The 17,548-nt window shown below is 61.5% G+C and carries 17 protein-coding genes; 12 read left to right on the top strand and 5 right to left on the bottom strand.

Annotation, left to right across the window (positions count from 1 at the left end):
- Positions 1-43: 43 nt before the first annotated feature.
- Complete coding sequence (locus AC3WRD_RS03725) at positions 44-1,042, top strand: hydrolase (protein ID WP_102619686.1); 999 nt, start codon at positions 44-46, stop codon at positions 1,040-1,042.
- A 4-nt stretch (positions 1,043-1,046) separates the two neighbouring features.
- Positions 1,047-1,877 carry an AraC family transcriptional regulator gene (locus AC3WRD_RS03730; RefSeq protein WP_085731553.1) on the top strand — a complete coding sequence of 277 codons (831 nt, stop codon included), beginning with the start codon at positions 1,047-1,049 and terminating at the stop codon, positions 1,875-1,877.
- Between the two features lie 6 nt (positions 1,878-1,883).
- Here AC3WRD_RS03730 and AC3WRD_RS03735 read toward each other — a convergent pair whose 3' ends face one another.
- Positions 1,884-2,738: a sulfurtransferase gene (locus AC3WRD_RS03735; protein WP_102619685.1), complete on the bottom strand. Its 855-nt coding sequence runs from the start codon at positions 2,736-2,738 to the stop codon at positions 1,884-1,886.
- A 27-nt stretch (positions 2,739-2,765) separates the two neighbouring features.
- The gene (locus tag AC3WRD_RS03740; protein ID WP_096817567.1) at positions 2,766-3,437 is read right to left on the bottom strand and encodes a TetR/AcrR family transcriptional regulator; all 672 of its coding nucleotides are present in this window, start codon (positions 3,435-3,437) and stop codon (positions 2,766-2,768) included.
- Between the two features lie 146 nt (positions 3,438-3,583).
- On the opposite strand from AC3WRD_RS03740, the gene AC3WRD_RS03745 reads away from it, so the two are divergent.
- The 5 genes from AC3WRD_RS03745 (at position 3,584) to AC3WRD_RS03765 (ending at position 8,170) form a co-directional block, all read left to right on the top strand.
- On the top strand, positions 3,584-5,014 hold the full coding sequence (locus tag AC3WRD_RS03745; protein WP_102619684.1) for a coniferyl aldehyde dehydrogenase: 1,431 nt from the start codon (positions 3,584-3,586) through the stop codon (positions 5,012-5,014).
- A gap of 24 nt (positions 5,015-5,038) precedes the next feature.
- Positions 5,039-5,584, top strand: a complete 546-nt coding sequence (locus AC3WRD_RS03750) for a twin-arginine translocation pathway signal protein (protein WP_102619683.1) — start codon at positions 5,039-5,041, stop codon at positions 5,582-5,584.
- Positions 5,585-5,625: 41 nt separating this feature from the next.
- Positions 5,626-7,221: a GMC family oxidoreductase gene (locus AC3WRD_RS03755; RefSeq protein WP_102619682.1), complete on the top strand. Its 1,596-nt coding sequence runs from the start codon at positions 5,626-5,628 to the stop codon at positions 7,219-7,221.
- A 115-nt stretch (positions 7,222-7,336) separates the two neighbouring features.
- Positions 7,337-7,816 (top strand): pantetheine-phosphate adenylyltransferase, encoded by a 480-nt coding sequence (gene coaD / locus AC3WRD_RS03760; protein WP_003229157.1) that lies wholly within the window; start codon positions 7,337-7,339, stop codon positions 7,814-7,816.
- Between the two features lie 102 nt (positions 7,817-7,918).
- Positions 7,919-8,170, top strand: a complete 252-nt coding sequence (locus AC3WRD_RS03765; protein ID WP_003195146.1) for a YfhL family 4Fe-4S dicluster ferredoxin — start codon at positions 7,919-7,921, stop codon at positions 8,168-8,170.
- 38 nt (positions 8,171-8,208) lie between these two features.
- On the opposite strand, the gene AC3WRD_RS03770 is transcribed toward AC3WRD_RS03765, so the two are convergent.
- The 3 genes from AC3WRD_RS03770 to AC3WRD_RS03780 all read right to left on the bottom strand — a co-directional run bounded on the left by AC3WRD_RS03770 (position 8,209) and on the right by AC3WRD_RS03780 (position 10,252).
- Complete coding sequence (locus tag AC3WRD_RS03770) at positions 8,209-8,532, bottom strand: multidrug transporter (protein WP_102619681.1); 324 nt, start codon at positions 8,530-8,532, stop codon at positions 8,209-8,211.
- Between the two features lie 69 nt (positions 8,533-8,601).
- Entirely contained in the window at positions 8,602-9,414 is an 813-nt protein-coding gene (gene mutM, locus AC3WRD_RS03775) for a bifunctional DNA-formamidopyrimidine glycosylase/DNA-(apurinic or apyrimidinic site) lyase (RefSeq protein WP_102619680.1), read from the bottom strand.
- 25 nt (positions 9,415-9,439) lie between these two features.
- Positions 9,440-10,252 carry an HDOD domain-containing protein gene (locus tag AC3WRD_RS03780; protein ID WP_173861305.1) on the bottom strand — a complete coding sequence of 271 codons (813 nt, stop codon included), beginning with the start codon at positions 10,250-10,252 and terminating at the stop codon, positions 9,440-9,442.
- Positions 10,253-10,518: 266 nt separating this feature from the next.
- Between AC3WRD_RS03780 and AC3WRD_RS03785 the strand changes: the two genes are divergently transcribed.
- The 5 genes from AC3WRD_RS03785 (at position 10,519) to ilvD (ending at position 17,505) form a co-directional block, all read left to right on the top strand.
- A complete protein-coding gene (locus tag AC3WRD_RS03785) occupies positions 10,519-11,715 on the top strand; it encodes a class I SAM-dependent rRNA methyltransferase (RefSeq protein ID WP_096817544.1) in 1,197 nt (398 codons plus the stop codon).
- Positions 11,716-12,151: 436 nt separating this feature from the next.
- The gene (locus AC3WRD_RS03790; protein WP_102619679.1) at positions 12,152-13,219 is read left to right on the top strand and encodes a SagB family peptide dehydrogenase; all 1,068 of its coding nucleotides are present in this window, start codon (positions 12,152-12,154) and stop codon (positions 13,217-13,219) included.
- Positions 13,216-14,172: a diiron oxygenase gene (locus AC3WRD_RS03795; protein ID WP_102619678.1), complete on the top strand. Its 957-nt coding sequence runs from the start codon at positions 13,216-13,218 to the stop codon at positions 14,170-14,172. Before AC3WRD_RS03790 ends, AC3WRD_RS03795 begins: the two co-directional genes overlap by 4 nt.
- On the top strand, positions 14,165-15,397 hold the full coding sequence (locus tag AC3WRD_RS03800; RefSeq protein WP_102619677.1) for an MFS transporter: 1,233 nt from the start codon (positions 14,165-14,167) through the stop codon (positions 15,395-15,397). Before AC3WRD_RS03795 ends, AC3WRD_RS03800 begins: the two co-directional genes overlap by 8 nt.
- Positions 15,398-15,663: 266 nt before the next feature.
- Entirely contained in the window at positions 15,664-17,505 is a 1,842-nt protein-coding gene (gene ilvD / locus AC3WRD_RS03805) for a dihydroxy-acid dehydratase (RefSeq protein ID WP_096817537.1), read from the top strand.
- The last annotated feature ends 43 nt before the right edge of the window (positions 17,506-17,548 follow it).

Below are 17,548 nucleotides of genomic sequence, written 5' to 3' on the forward strand. Positions count from 1 at the left end.
GCGAGCTTCAGCCGAGGCTCGCTGCGCTGCATCGAGAGCAATCGTGTCCCCTTCGTCAAAACCGTTCATCCCCGCCTTCGGCCTCGGCAATCCGCACCTGCAAACCTTGTGGGGGCCGCTGTGGCGCAAAACCGTGCACCTTGATCGCCAGCGCGAACGACTGTGGCTGGACGACGGCGATTTCCTCGACCTTGACTGGCACGGCCCCCACAGTGCGGAAGCGCCGTTGGTATTGGTGCTGCACGGGCTGACTGGTTCTTCCAATTCGCCTTACGTCGCCGGAATCCAGGCAGCGCTCGCCGCCCAAGGCTGGGCCAGTGTTGCGCTGAACTGGCGTGGCTGCTCGGGCGAACCGAACCTGTTGCCGCGCAGCTACCATTCCGGCGCCAGCGAAGACCTCGCCGAAACCATCCGTCATCTGAAGGCCAAGCGGCCACTGGCGCCGCTGTATGCGGTCGGCTACTCCCTCGGCGGCAACGTGCTGCTCAAGCATCTGGGGGAAACCGGCAGCGCCAGCGGCGTGCTCGGTGCGGTGGCGGTGTCGGTGCCGTTTCGTCTGGATCAGTGCGCCGACCGTATTGGCCAGGGTTTCTCGAAGGTCTATCAGGCGCACTTCATGCGCGAGATGGTCGCCTACATCAAGAACAAGCAGCGCCAGTTCCAGCACGACGGCCGCGAGGAGGGTCTTGCCGCATTGGCCGCCCTCGGCTCACTGGAAAACATGCGCACCTTCTGGGATTTCGACGGCCGGGTGACGGCGCCACTGAATGGCTTTGCCGATGCCGAGGATTACTATCGCCGGGCATCGAGCCGCTACTTTCTTGGCGAGATCCGTACACCGACCCTGATCATTCAAGCGGCGGACGACCCGTTCGTGTTCCCCCACAGCCTGCCTTCAGCCAGTGAGCTGTCGAGTTCGACCGCGTTCGAATTGCAGACCAAGGGCGGGCATGTCGGCTTCGTCGATGGCTCGTTCCGCCAACCGGGTTATTACCTGGAACGGCGCATTCCCCAGTGGCTGGCCGATTCGGGGCGCGAGTGACGTCATGAGCGAACAGGGCGAGTCGATCCGTTTCTGGCAAACCGCGCCGCTGGCCGGGGTCGAATTACTGTCGGCGCGCTACATCGAGCATCGCTTCGCCCCGCACGTCCACGACGGCTACGTGATCGGCATGATCATGGCCGGCGCCCAGCGCTACCGTTATCGCGGTGCCGAACACCTGGCCGGCAGCGGCACGCTGGTGCTGATCAACCCGGACGAATTGCACACCGGCCACAAAGGCACCGAGGACGGTTGGCTGTACCGGGCGTTTTATCCGGATACCGGCAAGATTGTCTCGTTGCTCGAAGAACTGGAACTGCCGACTGCGCCGATGCCGGCTTTTGGCGCGACGCTCTATCGCGATCCGGATCTGGTCAACGGTTTCAGCCAGTTGCACCGCTTGCTGGAAAGCCCCGCCACCGCGCTGCAACAGCAAACGGTGTGGCGCGAAATGATGATGCTGCTGTTGCAACGCCACGCGGCGGTGCAGATCAACGGCAAACCCGGCAAGGAACATCGTGCGGTGGTGATGGCCAAGGAATTGCTGCACGCACAACTGGCGGCGCCACCCTCGCTGGAAGAACTGGCGGCAGCGGTGAACCTGTCGCCCTTCCACTTCGCCCGGGTGTTCCGCCGCGCCACCGGCATGCCGCCGCACACCTGGCTGATGCAACAGCGGATTGCCTGCGCGCGGGGCTTGTTGCAGAGCGGCTGCCTGCCAGTGGAGGTCGCCACACAGTTGGGCTTTGCCGACCAGAGCCATCTGAGCCGGCAGTTCAAACAGGTTTACGGCGTGGGGCCAGCGGCCTATCGCAGCGCGCGGCTGGACCGCTGAACGCGCTTACTCGCCGGTGGCGATACCGCGCGAAGGCTCATTGATCCACTCGCTCCACGACCCGGCATACAGCGAACCCAACGGATAACCCGCCAGGCACAGGGCGAACAGGTTGTGACACGCCGTCACCCCCGAGCCGCAATACGCCACCAGATCGGCCGGCGACCGCTCGCCGAGTTTCGCGGCAAAGCGCTGCTTGAGCTGGTCGGACGGCAAGAAACGCCCATCGCTGCCCAGATTGTCGGTGAACGCCGCGCATTGCGCACCGGGGATGTGCCCGGCGATCGGGTCGATCGGCTCCACTTCACCCTTGAAACGCGGCAAGGCGCGGGCATCGAGCAGAGTCAGAGCCGGTTGACCGAGGCGTTGCTGCAATTGCTCGGCGCTGAGCAGCAGATGTTTGTCCGGATGCCCGCTGAACGTCCCGCGAGTCACCGAAGGCGCATCCAGGCTCAGCGGCAGACCGGCCGCGTGCCAGGCCTTGAGCCCGCCATCGAGAATGAACACGCCGTCGCGCTTGCCCAGCCACGCCAGCAACCACCAGGCCCGCGCCGCGTAGGCACCGGGGCCGTCGTCATACAGAACCACGTCGCTGTCGTTGTTGATGCCGAAGGTTTGCAGGCGCTCGATCAGCGCTGCCGGCTCCGGCAACGGATGACGCCCGGTCACGCCCTTGGTCACCGGGCCGCTGAGGTCTCGCTCAAGATCGGCATAGCTCGCCCCGGCAATGTGTCCTTCGGCATAGCTGCGCTGGCCGTAGTCCGGGTCTTCGAGGGCAAAACGGCAGTCGAGAATCACCAGCCCCGGTTGCTCCTTGCGGGCATCCAGCGTGGTCGGGCTGATCAGTTGCGCAATCGGCATAGCGAACGACTCCTGTGAGCGGATGGGTCAGGACCTTTCTTCGAGGGCCTGGGCCAACGGTACGTAGAATTCTTCGAACAGTGCGTTGACCTCATCGCGGGCCTGCTCGGTGACAAACCCCGCTTCCAGCACCAGCACCTGATACACGCCGCGTTTAATGGCCTGCTCGCTGAGGTGATTGGAGTTTTCCCGGGTCGTGCACAGAAAGCGCACCCAGGAGGTGAGGATGATCCACGCGTTGAGGGTCAGGGATTCGATCTGCACCCGGTCCATCTTGAGGATGCCGGCGGCGACGAAGCCTTCATAGATTGCTGCCCCCTGAATCACACAGCGCTGGGAAAAGCGCCGGTAACGCCCGGCCAGGTCCGGGTCGCTGTCGAGCAGGTGCTCGAGATCGCGATGCAGGAAACGGTAGCGCCACATCGCCGACAACAGTTCCTTGAGATAGAAACGCTTGTCTTCGACCGTCGCCGCACGCCCCTGAGGCGGGCGCAGGAAGCTGTCCACCAGGCTTTCGTACTCACTGAACAGCACGGAGATGATCGCCTGCTTGTTGGGGAAGTGGTAGTACAGGTTGCCCGGAGAAATCTCCATGTGAGCGGCGATGTGGTTGGTGCTGATGCTGCGCTCGCCCTGCTGATTGAACAGCTCGAGGCTGTTCTGCACGATGCGCTCGCTGGTTTTGATCCGTGGGGCCATGGCTTGAGCTTTAATTCAGAGTGCGTTGGGGGGCATCTTACGACCTAACCGGAATGGGATAAAACCATGACGCACAAGGAAGTCATTTGACTTTCTAGAGCATAGACTCTAAAAAGTTCCTCACGACAACAAATCCGGAGCCGACAATGACCGCCGATATTGCCTACCTGCAATCGTTGCAACAGCCGCTGGAAGAGCTCAACCGGTTGTTCAACGCGCAGCGCGCCGCCTACGCCGCCAACCCGATGCCGCCGGCCGCCCAGCGCCAGCAATGGCTCAAGGCGTTGCGCGATCTGCTGAGCAGCGAACGGCAGGCGCTGGTCGAGGCGATCAGTTCGGATTTCAGCCACCGCAGCACCGATGAAACCCTGCTCGCCGAGTTGATGCCGAGCCTGCATGGCATTCATTACGCCAGCCGCCATATCAGCCAGTGGATGAAGCCATCGCGGCGCAAAGTGGGTGTCGCCTTCCAGCCGGCATCGGCAAAAGTGGTGTATCAGCCGCTGGGCGTGGTCGGCGTGATCGTGCCGTGGAACTACCCGCTGTTCCTGGCCATGGGCCCGTTGACCGGTGCCCTCGCGGCCGGCAACCGGGTGATGCTCAAACTCAGCGAATCGACCCCGGCCACCGGCCTGTTGCTCAAGGAATTGCTGGCGCGGATCTTCCCGGAAGACCTGGTTTGCGTGGTGCTCGGCGAGGCCGATGTCGGCGTGGCGTTCTCGAAACTGCGCTTCGATCACCTTCTGTTCACCGGCGCCACCAGCATCGGCAAGCACGTGATGCGCGCAGCGGCGGAAAACCTCACGCCAGTGACTCTCGAACTGGGCGGTAAATCCCCGGCCATCGTCTCCCGCGATGTGCCGCTCAAGGACGCCGCCGAGCGCATCGCCTTCGGCAAGACGCTCAACGCCGGCCAGACCTGCGTGGCCCCGGACTACGTGCTGGTGCCGGAAGATCGGGTCGGCGGTTTCGTCGAAGCCTATCGCCAGGCCGTGCGCGGGTTTTATCCGACACTCGCCGACAACCCGGACTACACCGCCATCATCAACGAGCGCCAATTGGCGCGGCTGAACAGCTACCTCAGCGACGCCACCAGCAAGGGCGCGCTGCTGATTCCGCTGTTCGACCAGGGCCAGGGCCGACGCATGCCTCACAGCCTGCTGCTGAATGTCAGTGACGAGATGGCGGTGATGCAGGACGAAATCTTCGGCCCGCTGCTGCCGATCGTGCCGTATCAGGATCTGGATCAGGCATTTGCTTACATCAATCAACGGCCACGTCCTCTGGCTCTTTACTACTTCGGCTACGACAAACGCGAACAAAAGCGCGTGCTCCACGAAACCCATTCCGGCGGCGTCTGCCTCAACGATACGTTGCTGCATGTGGCCCAGGACGACATGCCCTTCGGCGGTATCGGCCCATCGGGCATGGGCCATTACCACGGACACGAAGGTTTCCTGACCTTCAGCAAGGCCAAGGGTGTGCTGGTTAAACAGCGCTTCAACGCGGCGAAGCTGATCTACCCGCCGTACGGCAAATCCATTCAGAAACTGATCCAGAAACTGTTCATTCGCTAACGTCACCGCCGGGTAATAACAACAATGCACCCAAGCCTGACCGAAACACCTGCACTGTCGCGCCGTGGCCTGCTGAAATTCAGCCTGGGCGCCACGGCTTTCCTCGCCACCGCCGGCCTCGGCGCCAGCCTCAGCGGCTGTTCGTCGAGCGTATCGGCCAACGGATTCACCACGTTGCGCAGCGGTGACCTGCTGTTTCTGCGCGCGCTGATTCCGGTGATGCTCGAGGGAGCCGTCGCAGTGGAGAATATGCCCGCCGCTGTCGACGGAGCGCTGAAGTCCCTGGATTACAGCCTCGATCACCTGTCGCCGGAAATGCTCAAACTCACCCGGCAACTGTTCGACGTGCTGGGCATGGCCGTGACCCGAGGACCGCTGACCGGAATCTGGGGCAGCTGGGAAAACGCCAGTCCCGAGGCGATCCGGCACTTCCTCGAACGCTGGGAAAACAGCTCGTTGAGCCTGCTTCGCATGGGCCACAGCTCCCTGCAGCAAATGGTGATGATGGCCTGGTACACCCGCGCCGAATCCTGGGCGCACTGCGGTTATCCCGGCCCGCCCACCGTCTGAGACGCGCGCCTCCCCCGAACAATAATAAGAGAGCCTGATTGATGCCCGTACCTGACCCGTTTCGCGAAGGCCTTGCCCGTGGCTGGAAAACCTACAACGGCGCACAACTGACCGACGACCTGACTCTGGAAGCCGACGTGGCCATCATCGGCAGCGGTGCCGGCGGCGGCACCACGGCGGAAATCCTCAGCGCCGCCGGTTATAAAGTGCTGCTGATCGAAGAAGGTCCGCTCAAGACCAGCAGCGACTTCAAGATGCTGGAGGACAAGGCCTACAGCAGCCTCTATCAGGAAGGCATCGGCCGCATGAGCAAGGACGGCGCGATCACCATCCTTCAGGGTCGCGCGGTCGGCGGCACCACCCTGATCAACTGGACATCGAGCTTCCGAACCCCCGAGCCGACCCTCGAACACTGGGCCAAAGAACACAACGTCAAGGGCCACAGCCCCGCCGACATGGCGCCGTGGTTCGAAAAAATGGAGCAGCGCCTCGGCGTTGCGCCATGGATGATCCCACCCAACGCCAACAACGACGTGATCCGCAAAGGCTGCGAACAACTGGGCTACAGCTGGCACGTGATCCCGCGCAACGTGCGCGGTTGCTGGAACCTCGGCTACTGCGGCATGGGCTGCCCGACCAACGCCAAGCAATCGATGATGGTCACGACCATTCCGGCGACCCTGGAAAAGGGCGGCGAACTGCTTTATCTGGCCCGCGCCGAAAAGCTCTTGATCAGCGGCGACAAGGTGAGCGGGCTGCAATGCGTGGCGATGGACGAACGCTGCGTCGAGCCGACCGGACGCAAGATCACGATCAAGGCCCGCCATTACGTGCTGGCCGGCGGCGGGATCAACAGCCCTGCCCTGCTGCTGCGCTCGGATGCGCCGGATCCCCATCAGCGCCTCGGCAAACGCACCTTTCTGCACCCGGTGAACATGTCCGCCGGGCGCTTCGACGAGGTCATCAACCCGTTTTATGGCGCGCCGCAGTCGATCTACTCCGACCACTTCCAGTGGAAGGACGGCACCACCGGGCCGATGGCCTTCAAACTCGAAGTGCCGCCGCTGCACCCGGCGCTGGCTGCCACCCTGCTCGGCGGCTTCGGCCAGGAAAACGCGCAGCACATGGCGGATCTTCCGCACACCCACGCCATGCTGGCGTTGCTGCGTGACGGCTTTCATCAGGACAGCCAGGGCGGCAGTGTCGAATTGCGTGGCGACGGCTCGCCGGTGCTCGATTATCAGGTGTCGTCCTACGCCTGGGACGGTTTGCGCCGGGCCTTCCACGTCATGGCCGAAATCCAGTTCGCCGGTGGCGCCAAAGCGGTGATGCCGATGCACGCCGATGCGCGCTACGTGAACAGTCTGGCCGAGGCACGCAAAATGATCGACGGCTTGAGCCTTGAGCTGTACCGCACACGCCTGGGCAGCGCCCACGTCATGGGCGGTTGTGCGATGGGCGAAGACCCGAAAACCGCCGTCACCGATAGCCTTGGCCGGCATCATCAACTGCGCAATCTGTCGATTCATGACGGCTCGCTGTTCCCCACCAGCATCGGCGCCAACCCGCAGCTGTCGGTATATGGTCTGACGGCGCAACTGGCGACATCCCTCGGCGAACGGTTGAGAAACCCGTGAAAAAGCCGAAGATTCGTACCGTCTATAGTGCTTTCTTACCCAAAAGGCGACTTGGCCGACCGGGACGGCTGCGATACCATCCGACTCCCCAACGGATTCCCGCCAGGACGACGCGATGAACCGAGTGTTGTACCCAGGTACCTTCGACCCTATTACCAAGGGCCATGGCGATCTGGTCGAACGCGCCTCGCGCCTGTTCGACCATGTGATCATCGCCGTCGCCGCCAGCCCCAAGAAGAATCCGCTGTTCCCGCTGGAACAACGGGTCGAGCTGGCTCGCGAGGTCACCAAACACCTGCCGAACGTGGAAGTGGTCGGCTTCTCGACGCTGCTGGCGCATTTCGCCAAAGAGCAGAACGCCAATGTGTTCCTGCGTGGTTTGCGCGCGGTGTCGGACTTCGAATACGAATTCCAGCTGGCCAACATGAACCGCCAACTGGCACCGGATGTGGAGAGCCTGTTCCTCACCCCGTCCGAGCGTTATTCGTTCATTTCCTCGACGCTGGTGCGGGAAATTGCAGCCCTGGGCGGCGATATCAGCAAGTTCGTCCACCCGGCGGTGGCTGACGCACTGACCCTGCGCTTCAAGAAGTAACGACCGTTCAAACGGCGCCCGCGTGCACTGCGGGCGCCAATGCGGCACAATTGCGCGCATTGATTTATTGCGCCCGGGCCCGCCGCCCCGGCTGGAGTTAGCATGTCCCTGATCATCACCGACGATTGCATCAACTGCGACGTCTGCGAACCTGAGTGCCCGAACGCCGCCATTTCCCAGGGCGAAGAGATCTACGTGATCGATCCGAACCTGTGCACCCAGTGCGTCGGCCACTACGACGAGCCGCAGTGCCAGCAGGTCTGCCCGGTGGATTGCATTCCACTGGACGAAGCCCATCCGGAGACTGAAGAACAGTTGATGGAGAAGTACCGCAAGATTACCGGCAAGGCTTGAGCCTCTGACCCCGATCGCAGCGCCAGGCTGCGATCGCGTCATTCACGTTGCTCGAATCCTTCCCCGGTACAGCCCAGGCAGCGCACGAACGCCGCTTTCGCCGGTGCCACCACCAGCGCCTCCCCCGCATCGCCGACGCCGCCGCCCAGCGCGGTAAACGGCAACGACACCACAAACGCCCCCGCACCGATCACCGTCGCCGCCACCAGCAAGGGGCGGGCAATCAGCAGATCGCCAATCATGGCGTAGGCCGGTGGATTCTGGATCGCGTATCGCGGGTCACCGCTGCCGCCTTCCGTGGCATGAACGGTCAGGCCGGAACACAGCAGCAGTGCGAGAAACAGGGCTTGCGAGGATTTCATGGCACGATCCTTCGGGTTGAACAGTGAGACAACTCACTATAGACCGTAGGACTTTTTCAGCTTTTGCGCTCAGCTTTGGCAGCGCGGACAGAAGACGCTGGCGCGCTGACCCAGTTTCACTTCCCGCAAACCGGTGCCGCAGACTTTGCAGTGCTCGTTGCCACGCCCGTAGACAAACAGTTCCTGCTGGAAATACCCCGGCTGCCCGTCGCCACCGATGAAATCGCGCAACGTGGTGCCGCCACGTTCGATGGCGGCGGCGAGGATGCGCTTGATCTCGATTGCCAGCTTCAGATAGCGCGCCCGGGAAATGCCCTTGGCTTCTCGACGCGGATCGATACCGGCGGCGAACAGCGCTTCAGTCGCGTAAATATTGCCGACGCCCACCACCACTGCGTTATCCATGATGAACGGCTTGACCGCCATCGACCGCCCGCGTGACAACTGGAACAGCCGCTCGCCATCGAACAGATCGGTCAACGGCTCAGGCCCCAGACGAATCAGCAATTCGTGATTGAGCGGGTCGGTACTCCAGAGCATCGCGCCGAAGCGCCGCGGATCGGTGTAGCGCAGGGCCAGGCCGGATTCCAGCTCGATGTCGACATGCTCGTGTTTGGCCGCCGGCAGCCCGACTTCAACCAGCCGCAGATTGCCCGACATGCCCAAGTGACTGATCAGCGTGCCGACCTCGGCGTTGATCAGCAGATACTTGGCGCGCCGCTCGACCAGCACGATGCGCTGCCCGGACAGGCGCACATCGAGGTCTTCGGGAATCGGCCAGCGCAGCCGCCGGTCACGCACGATCACCCGGCTGACGCGCTGGCCTTCCAGGTGCGGGGCGATGCCGCGGCGGGTGGTTTCGACTTCCGGCAATTCAGGCATGGGTGTCTCGAATCAGTTTGCTAAATCAATGTGCACCAAGTTCGCGGATCGTCTGCTTCAACGTTTCGAAGTCGTAATCCGAGAGGCCGATGTATTCGAGCACCAGCGGCCCGACGGCCTGCCATTCGAAGTCTTCGGTCTGGTTGCCCAGCACCCGATACGAGGCGCAGATGTGCTCGGCCATTTTCAGGATCGCCAGCAGGTTTTTCATCTGGCTGTTGCGTGAAGTCTCGTCGCTGAAGATCGCCATCGCATTATGGTGGTTGGCGATGGCCGCGCTGACGTGTTCCGGCAGGCGCCAGGACTTGGCGGTGTAGTAACCGACCACCGAGTGATTGGTGTTGTAGACATCGTTCTCGGTGTCCACAACCCGGCGTTCGGCACCCGCGTTGGCATAGGCCTCTTCGAGTGTCTTCATGTAATCCGGGAAACGCTGGAGCATCAGCGGCACGCCGCAGTCATGGAACAGGCCCAATGCGTAGGCCTCGTCGCTCGCCTCGGTGCCGACGCGCTTGGCCAGGGTCAGGCAGGTCATGGCCACGTCCTGGGCGGTATCCCAGAAGCGGTTCAGGGTGACGATGGTGTCATCGTTCATCTCGCCCTTGATCGACATCGCGTTGATCAGGTTGATGATCGAACGACTGCCCAGCAGGTTCACCGCGCGCTTGATCGAAGTGATCTTGTTGCTCAGGCCGTAATACGGCGAGTTGACGATTTTCAGCAGTGAGCCGGACAGGCCGGGATCCTGGGAGATCAGCTTGGCGATCGTCTCCAGATCCGGGTCGGGCATGTACTGCTCCATTTGCAGATCCACCATGATCTGCGGTTGCGCAGGCACGCTGATGCCTTGCAGGGACTGTTGAATCTGTTCGGTGGTCAGCTCTTGGGACATAAGTACACACTCTGGGACAGGCGGCGATTCTAACCCCTAAAAACCGACGAACGACACATCGGGGACAGATCGGCGGAAACTTTCATTCAAGACCATTTGGCCAATTCTGCCTTCATCCGCTGACAGGCCGGGCTTACGCGCCACATGTCCAGCACCGAACCCGCGTGCAGCGCAACACGGTATACTCCCGCTCTTTTTTCCGGAGCGACGTCATGTCCCTGCCTAGCTTGCGCCTCAAAGCCAACGCCGACCGTCGCCTGCGCGCCGGTCACCTGTGGATCTACAGCAACGAAATCGACGTGGCCGCGACCCCGTTGCACGGCTTCAAGGCCGGCGACCAGGCGATCCTCGAAGCCGCCGGCGGCAAGCCGCTGGGCATCGTCGCCATGAGCCCGAACAACCTGATCTGCGCCCGCCTGCTGTCGCGCGACATCAAGCTGCCGCTGGACAAGTCGCTGCTGGTGCATCGCCTGAACGTGGCCCTGTCCCTGCGCGATCGCCTGTTCGACAAGCCGTTCTATCGTCTGGTCTACGGTGATTCCGACCTGCTGCCGGGTCTGGTGGTCGACCGTTTCGGCGACATCCTCGTGGTGCAGATCGCTTCGGCGACCATGGAAGCGCATAAAGATGACGTGATCGCGGCGCTGACCCAAGTGCTCAAGCCAAGCGGCATCCTGTTCAAGAACGATTCCGCCGCCCGTGATGCCGAAGGCCTCGAGCGCTACACCGAAACCGTGTTCGGCCTGGTGCCGGAGTGGGTGGCGCTGGAAGAGAACGGCGTGAAATTCGAAGCCCCGGTGATTCAGGGCCAGAAAACCGGCTGGTTCTACGACCACCGCATGAACCGCGCGCGCCTGGCCCCTTACGCCAAAGGCAAACGCGTGCTGGACCTCTACAGCTACATCGGTGGCTGGGGTGTGCAGGCTGCCGCATTCGGCGCCAGCGAAGTGTTCTGCGTCGATGCCTCGGGTTTTGCCCTCGACGGTGTTGAACGCAACGCCGCGCTGAACGGCTTCGCCGACAAGATGACCTGCATCGAAGGCGACGTCTTCGAAGCCCTGAAGGAACTCAAGGCCAGCGAAGAACGCTTCGACGTGATCGTTGCCGACCCGCCTGCGTTCATCAAACGCAAGAAGGACATGAAAAACGGTGAAGGCGCCTACCGCCGCCTGAACGAGCAAGCCATGCGCCTGCTCAACAAGGACGGCATCCTGTTCAGCGCTTCGTGCTCGATGCACCTGCCGGAAGACGACCTGCAGAACATCCTGCTGACCAGCGCCCGTCACCTGGACCGCAACATCCAGCTGCTGGAGCGTGGTGGTCAGGGCCCGGATCACCCGGTGCACCCGGCCATTCCGGAAACCCGCTACATCAAGAGCATCACCTGCCGTCTGCTGCCCAACAGCTAACGGTATCGATGTATAAAAGAAGGGGAGCCCGTTGGCTCCCCTTCTTTTTGCCTTCCGTTATTGGTTTTCCTACATTTATCGTCCGATCAACATGCAGGACTTTTCCTTACATTCATCATTTACCAATATCTAACTTACAAGACCTTTTCAAGCGAAAGATCACTCCGACAAAATTACTGGAATATTCCTACTTAATATCCACTTGCGATTAATCCATTACAAACTATTATTAAGTCGTCACCACGAGGTGGCACTCAACAAATAACGAAGCCTCAATGAACAAGGAGTTCAAACATGAAAGCAATTACTCTGGAATCCCGCAAAATCGCAAACCTGGCTTTTCTGGTTGCACCTAAAACCCGATAAGTAAGGCGGCGCTGGGTATTGCCGGCTACCCAGCGTCTTTGATGACCTATCCAGAGAGCCTTGCCTTAACATGCAAATAAATCCCTATCTATTCATATTGCCGCGCACGCCAGGACAAATAGTCTGGAACTATAAAGATCACACGCAACATGAACTCGATCTGGACTATTCATCTCGCCTGGCACAACTAATCCACAACCCCGAGCTGTACGACAACGACAACATCATAGATACACAGTTACTCAATGCCGGGATACTGACAGTATCGGCAATAAACAACCCCGTCTGGGGTTGGGATGAACTGTCGAAGATTTATCACATCGGCACCCGCAACATTCCCTGCGAATATATTCCGGACAACATTCATGAATGGGCCAGACAATACCTGGAACATTGCAACGAAGTGCTCGCCTCCTCGCCCCCGGCCGATGACACGGCTGAGCGCCCCCCAGGCAGACGCATCGCTCTCCCCGCGCCGTCGACATTGAATGACGACAGTCTGTCGAACGCCCTGACCCGGCGAAAAACCTGCCGGTCCTTCACCGGCTCTTCCATCGCGCTGAAAGATGTCGGCACTTTGCTCTACCTGACCCTCGGATACCTGCGCGAGCGCGAAGGCGACGACAGCGTCGCCGAAGGACTCGACGCCCGCCGCAGCAGCCCTTCCGGTGGCGGGCTCAATGCCTGCGAAGGTTACCTGCTGATCCAGAACGTCGAAGGACTGGCACCTGGCGTATATGCCTATCACCCGACCGAACACGCCTTGAGCCTGATCAACCCGTCGCCCGACACAGCGCTGGGCAATCTGCTGGGAGGCCAGCACTTCATCAACAACCTGCCACTGGGCCTGTTCATCACCGCCCGTTTCGACAGGCTCTGGTGGAAGTATCCCCACTCGCGCGCCTACCGAATGGCGTTCGTCGAGGCCGGGCATCTTTCACAGACGTTTCAACTGGCCGCCACCGCGCTAGGCATGAACACCTGGCTGACAGGCGCATTCGCCGACGATCAGGTCGACACATTGCTGCAACTGGAGAACGCTACCGAGCAACCGCTGTTCTTTGTCGGTTGCGGCGAAAGCGACGGTCAGGCGATGTGCCAGGAAATGCGCGACCTGCTGCGTGAGTCGCAAGCATGAGCCTTCTCTCCCAAGCCCCGGCCTTCGAGTTTTCACTGGGCGACTGGAACACCCGCGCTTCGGTGCGTACCAGCGCCCACGATTACCGCTTGCCGGCTGACATCGCGCAACAACTGGAAACCCGTCATTGGTTCCCGCCGGCATTTCTGCCCTATCTTGCCCACCCGGCCATCGAAGCGGCGGGCCGTTCGGTAGTGCATCGGCTCACGGCCAGTCATCTGGTGCATTTTCTCGACTACACCACGTTACTTGAACACCGCATCGTCAATCGCGCCGTCGAAGTCATCGTCCACGGCGAACTGCCGGTCGATCTTCTGCCATCCATGAAAACCGCCGCACTGCAGCTCTACACCGATGAGGGCTACCACGCCCTGTTTTCCCATCAGGTCGCGGAACAGATCGCCGGGTTCTACGCCATCACAGGGCGCCCGGTGATGCCCAGGCGCATCACGCGGATGGACGGGCTGATCGCCAGAACGCCTCAAGAGCAGCGACCGCTGACAGGGTTCCTGCTCGGCTTCGTCTCGGAAACCATCATTGCCCGGGAGCTGCTCGACGTCTGCCGGGACAGCCTGGTGTCCGGGGTCAACGACATGCTGCGCGATCACCTCACGGACGAAGCGCGCCACAGTCGCTACTTCACTGAAGTGTTCCACTACCTCTGGCTGCACCTGGGCGCGCAACAACGAACCTTCGCCGCCGCCACCCTGCTTGAGATCCTCGGGATCTTCTTCGAAATCGATGAACCGTGGCTGCAGCAAAGCCTGTGCAACGCCGGGATCGCAGACAGCGTCGTGACGGAGATACTCGGCAAGCTGGTAACAGTGCAAGCCACCCGATCGCGCGCACGGGCAGGCAGCGTCGCCACGTTGAATGCACTGAAGAAAGCCGGATTTTTCACTGAACCTCAAAACCAGATACTTTTCGCCAAGGCAGGATTGATCGATGGATAAAGGAAAATCCGGGATGACGACCCGACAACGTCGCGGGGCCGTCAGCCTGTTGCTGGCGATGGTGTTGCTGGGTGTATTTCCGCTGGATGTCCTGCTGCCTTCGTTCCCGGCGCTAGCCGAACACTTTCGCAGCACTCCGGCGGACATCGCACTGTCCATCAGCCTGTTCGCCGTCGGTATCGCCTTCGCCCAGTTGCTGATCGGGCCGCTGTCGGATGTGATCGGTCGCAAGGGGCTGCTGCTCGCCGGCATGAGCGTTTCAATGCTCGGTGCCCTCGGGTGTGTAATGACCTCGGACTATTCGCTGTTCCTGATATTCCGGGTCGTTCAGGCGCTGGGTTGCGGTTGCTTCGTGCTGTCCCAGGCGCTGGTCCAGGATCTGTTCGAAGGCGAGGAACGCGATCGCCTGCGAATCCTGATGGTCACCGCCGGCGGGATTTTCATCTCGGTATCACCGCTGGCAGGGACTTTCATGCAGGCAACGTTGGGCTGGCGAGGCAGCTTCTGGGTGTTCATCACATTATCCGCCGTAGTGCTGCTCAAGGCCTGTCTGTTTCTGGAGAACACCCGACCGACCACCCGAGGCACAAGCACGAACTTCCTCACGGCTTACCGTCGGGTGCTGGGGGATTTCGACTTCGTCGGCTACTGGCTGATTTCGGCATTCGCGTTCGCCTGCCACTTTTCATTCATCGTGATCTCGCCGCTGATCTTCATGGACCGGCTGCAATTGTCCGCCTACGAATTTTCCTTGATCCTGCTGATCTACGGTGCGGCGTACGTCACCGGGGGCATCCTCGCCAGCGTGCTGAGCAGGCGCATCACCAGCGGCCAGCAGATGGTCGTCGGTTTGAGCCTGATCCTGTTCGCCGGTGTGACCATGCTGTACCTGTCGTCGAGCTTTGCACTGGCTCCGGCGACAGTGCTGATCCCGATGCTGATCTGCACCGCCGGCACCACCATCGCCCGACCGGCCGCCACCTCACGGGCCATGGGCCTGTTTCCGGACATCGCCGGCACCTCGGCCTCGGCCGGCAGCACGATCATTTTCATCTGCGGCGGTTTGATCAGTGCCTTGATCAGTCTGAGCCCGACCAACCTGCAATCCACCCTGGGCTACAGCTTTGTCTTGCTCAGTGGTGTGGCGCTCGCCTTGAACAACCGGATCAGCCGTCGCGCCAGAATCCTGCAAACCGGTGCCATCGCACAGCCGGGCGGCGATTAAACCTGCCAGTCGTCATTCCGCACGGGGCGTCAGCGCTGGAACAACGTTTTGCGCCATTCCCTCCTGACGCCAGCGGTGTAGAATCGCGAGATTCATCGCCATTCATCCCCGGCGGGTTTATGAGCTCAGGCTGAGACCAGCGGCGATCCCGCAACGTCATCGGCAACTTCAGGACACACGGCCATTTCTGAGTGTTCCAGACGTCAATAGAAGCTCACTCCCCTTTTGCACCTGATTAGTAAGTGATTAGCCGCCCGGAGTGCTCCATGCCAGATTACCGTTCGAAAACATCCACCCACGGCCGCAACATGGCCGGCGCCCGCGCACTGTGGCGCGCCACCGGGATGAAAGATGACGACTTCAAGAAGCCGATCATCGCGATTGCCAACTCCTTCACCCAGTTCGTACCGGGCCACGTTCACCTGAAGGACCTGGGCCAACTGGTTGCCCGTGAAATTGAACGCGCCGGTGGCGTGGCGAAAGAATTCAACACCATCGCCGTGGACGACGGCATCGCCATGGGCCACGACGGCATGCTGTATTCGCTGCCGAGCCGCGAGATCATCGCCGACTCCGTCGAGTACATGGTCAACGCCCACTGCGCCGACGCCATCGTCTGCATCTCGAACTGCGACAAGATCACCCCGGGCATGCTGATGGCCGCCCTGCGCCTGAACATTCCGGTGATCTTCGTCTCCGGCGGCCCGATGGAAGCCGGCAAGACCAAACTGGCCAGCCACGGTCTCGACCTCGTCGACGCCATGGTCATCGCTGCCGACTCCAGCGCTTCTGACGAGAAGGTTGCCGAGTACGAGCGCAGCGCCTGCCCGACCTGCGGTTCGTGCTCCGGCATGTTCACCGCCAACTCGATGAACTGCCTGACCGAAGCCCTGGGCCTCGCATTGCCGGGCAACGGTTCGACCCTCGCCACCCACAGTGACCGCGAACAGCTGTTCCTGCAGGCCGGCCGCACCATCGTCGAACTGTGCAAACGCTACTACGGCGAGAACGACGAGTCGGTACTGCCGCGCAACATCGCCAACTTCAAGGCGTTTGAGAACGCGATGATGCTCGACATCGCCATGGGCGGCTCGACCAACACCATCCTGCACTTGCTGGCCGCTGCCCAGGAAGCCGAGATCGCGTTCGACCTGCGCGACATCGATCGCCTGTCGCGCGTAGTGCCACAACTGTGCAAAGTCGCGCCGAACATCCAGAAGTACCACATGGAAGACGTGCACCGCGCCGGCGGCATCTTCAGCATCCTCGGTTCGCTGGCCCGTGGCGGCCTGCTGCACACCGACCTGCCGACCGTGCACAGCCGCAGCATGGAAGAAGCCATCGCCAAGTGGGACATCACCCAGACCGACGATGAAGCCGTACACCACTTCTTCAAGGCCGGCCCGGCAGGCATTCCGACGCAGACCGCGTTCAGCCAGTCGACCCGTTGGGAAACCCTGGACGACGACCGTGAAAACGGCTGCATCCGCAGCTTCGAGCACGCCTATTCGAAAGAAGGCGGCCTGGCCGTGCTGTACGGCAACATCGCCCTGGACGGCTGCGTGGTGAAAACCGCCGGCGTCGATGAATCGATCCACGTCTTCGAAGGCAACGCGAAGATCTTCGAAAGCCAGGACAGTGCCGTGCGCGGCATCCTCGCCGACGAAGTGAAGGAAGGCGACATCGTCATCATTCGCTACGAAGGCCCGAAAGGCGGCCCGGGCATGCAGGAAATGCTCTACCCGACGTCGTACCTGAAATCCAAAGGCCTGGGCAAAGCCTGCGCCCTGCTGACCGATGGCCGTTTCTCCGGCGGCACCTCCGGCCTGTCCATCGGCCACGCTTCGCCAGAAGCTGCAGCCGGCGGCGCGATCGGTCTGGTGCAGGACGGTGACAAGGTGCTGATCGACATTCCGAACCGCTCGATCAACCTGTTGATCAGCGACGAGGAACTGGCGGCACGCCGGGTCGAGCAGGACAAGAAGGGCTGGAAACCGGTGGAAATCCGTCCACGCAAAGTGACCACCGCCCTCAAGGCCTACGCCCTGCTGGCCACCAGCGCCGACAAGGGTGCGGTGCGTAACAAGGCGATGCTCGACGGGCTGTAAGCGTCAAATCGCAGAAACAAAATGCCCCGCCAAGTGCGGGGCA

The sequence above is a fragment of the Pseudomonas sp. FW215-R2 genome, assembly GCF_058789255.1.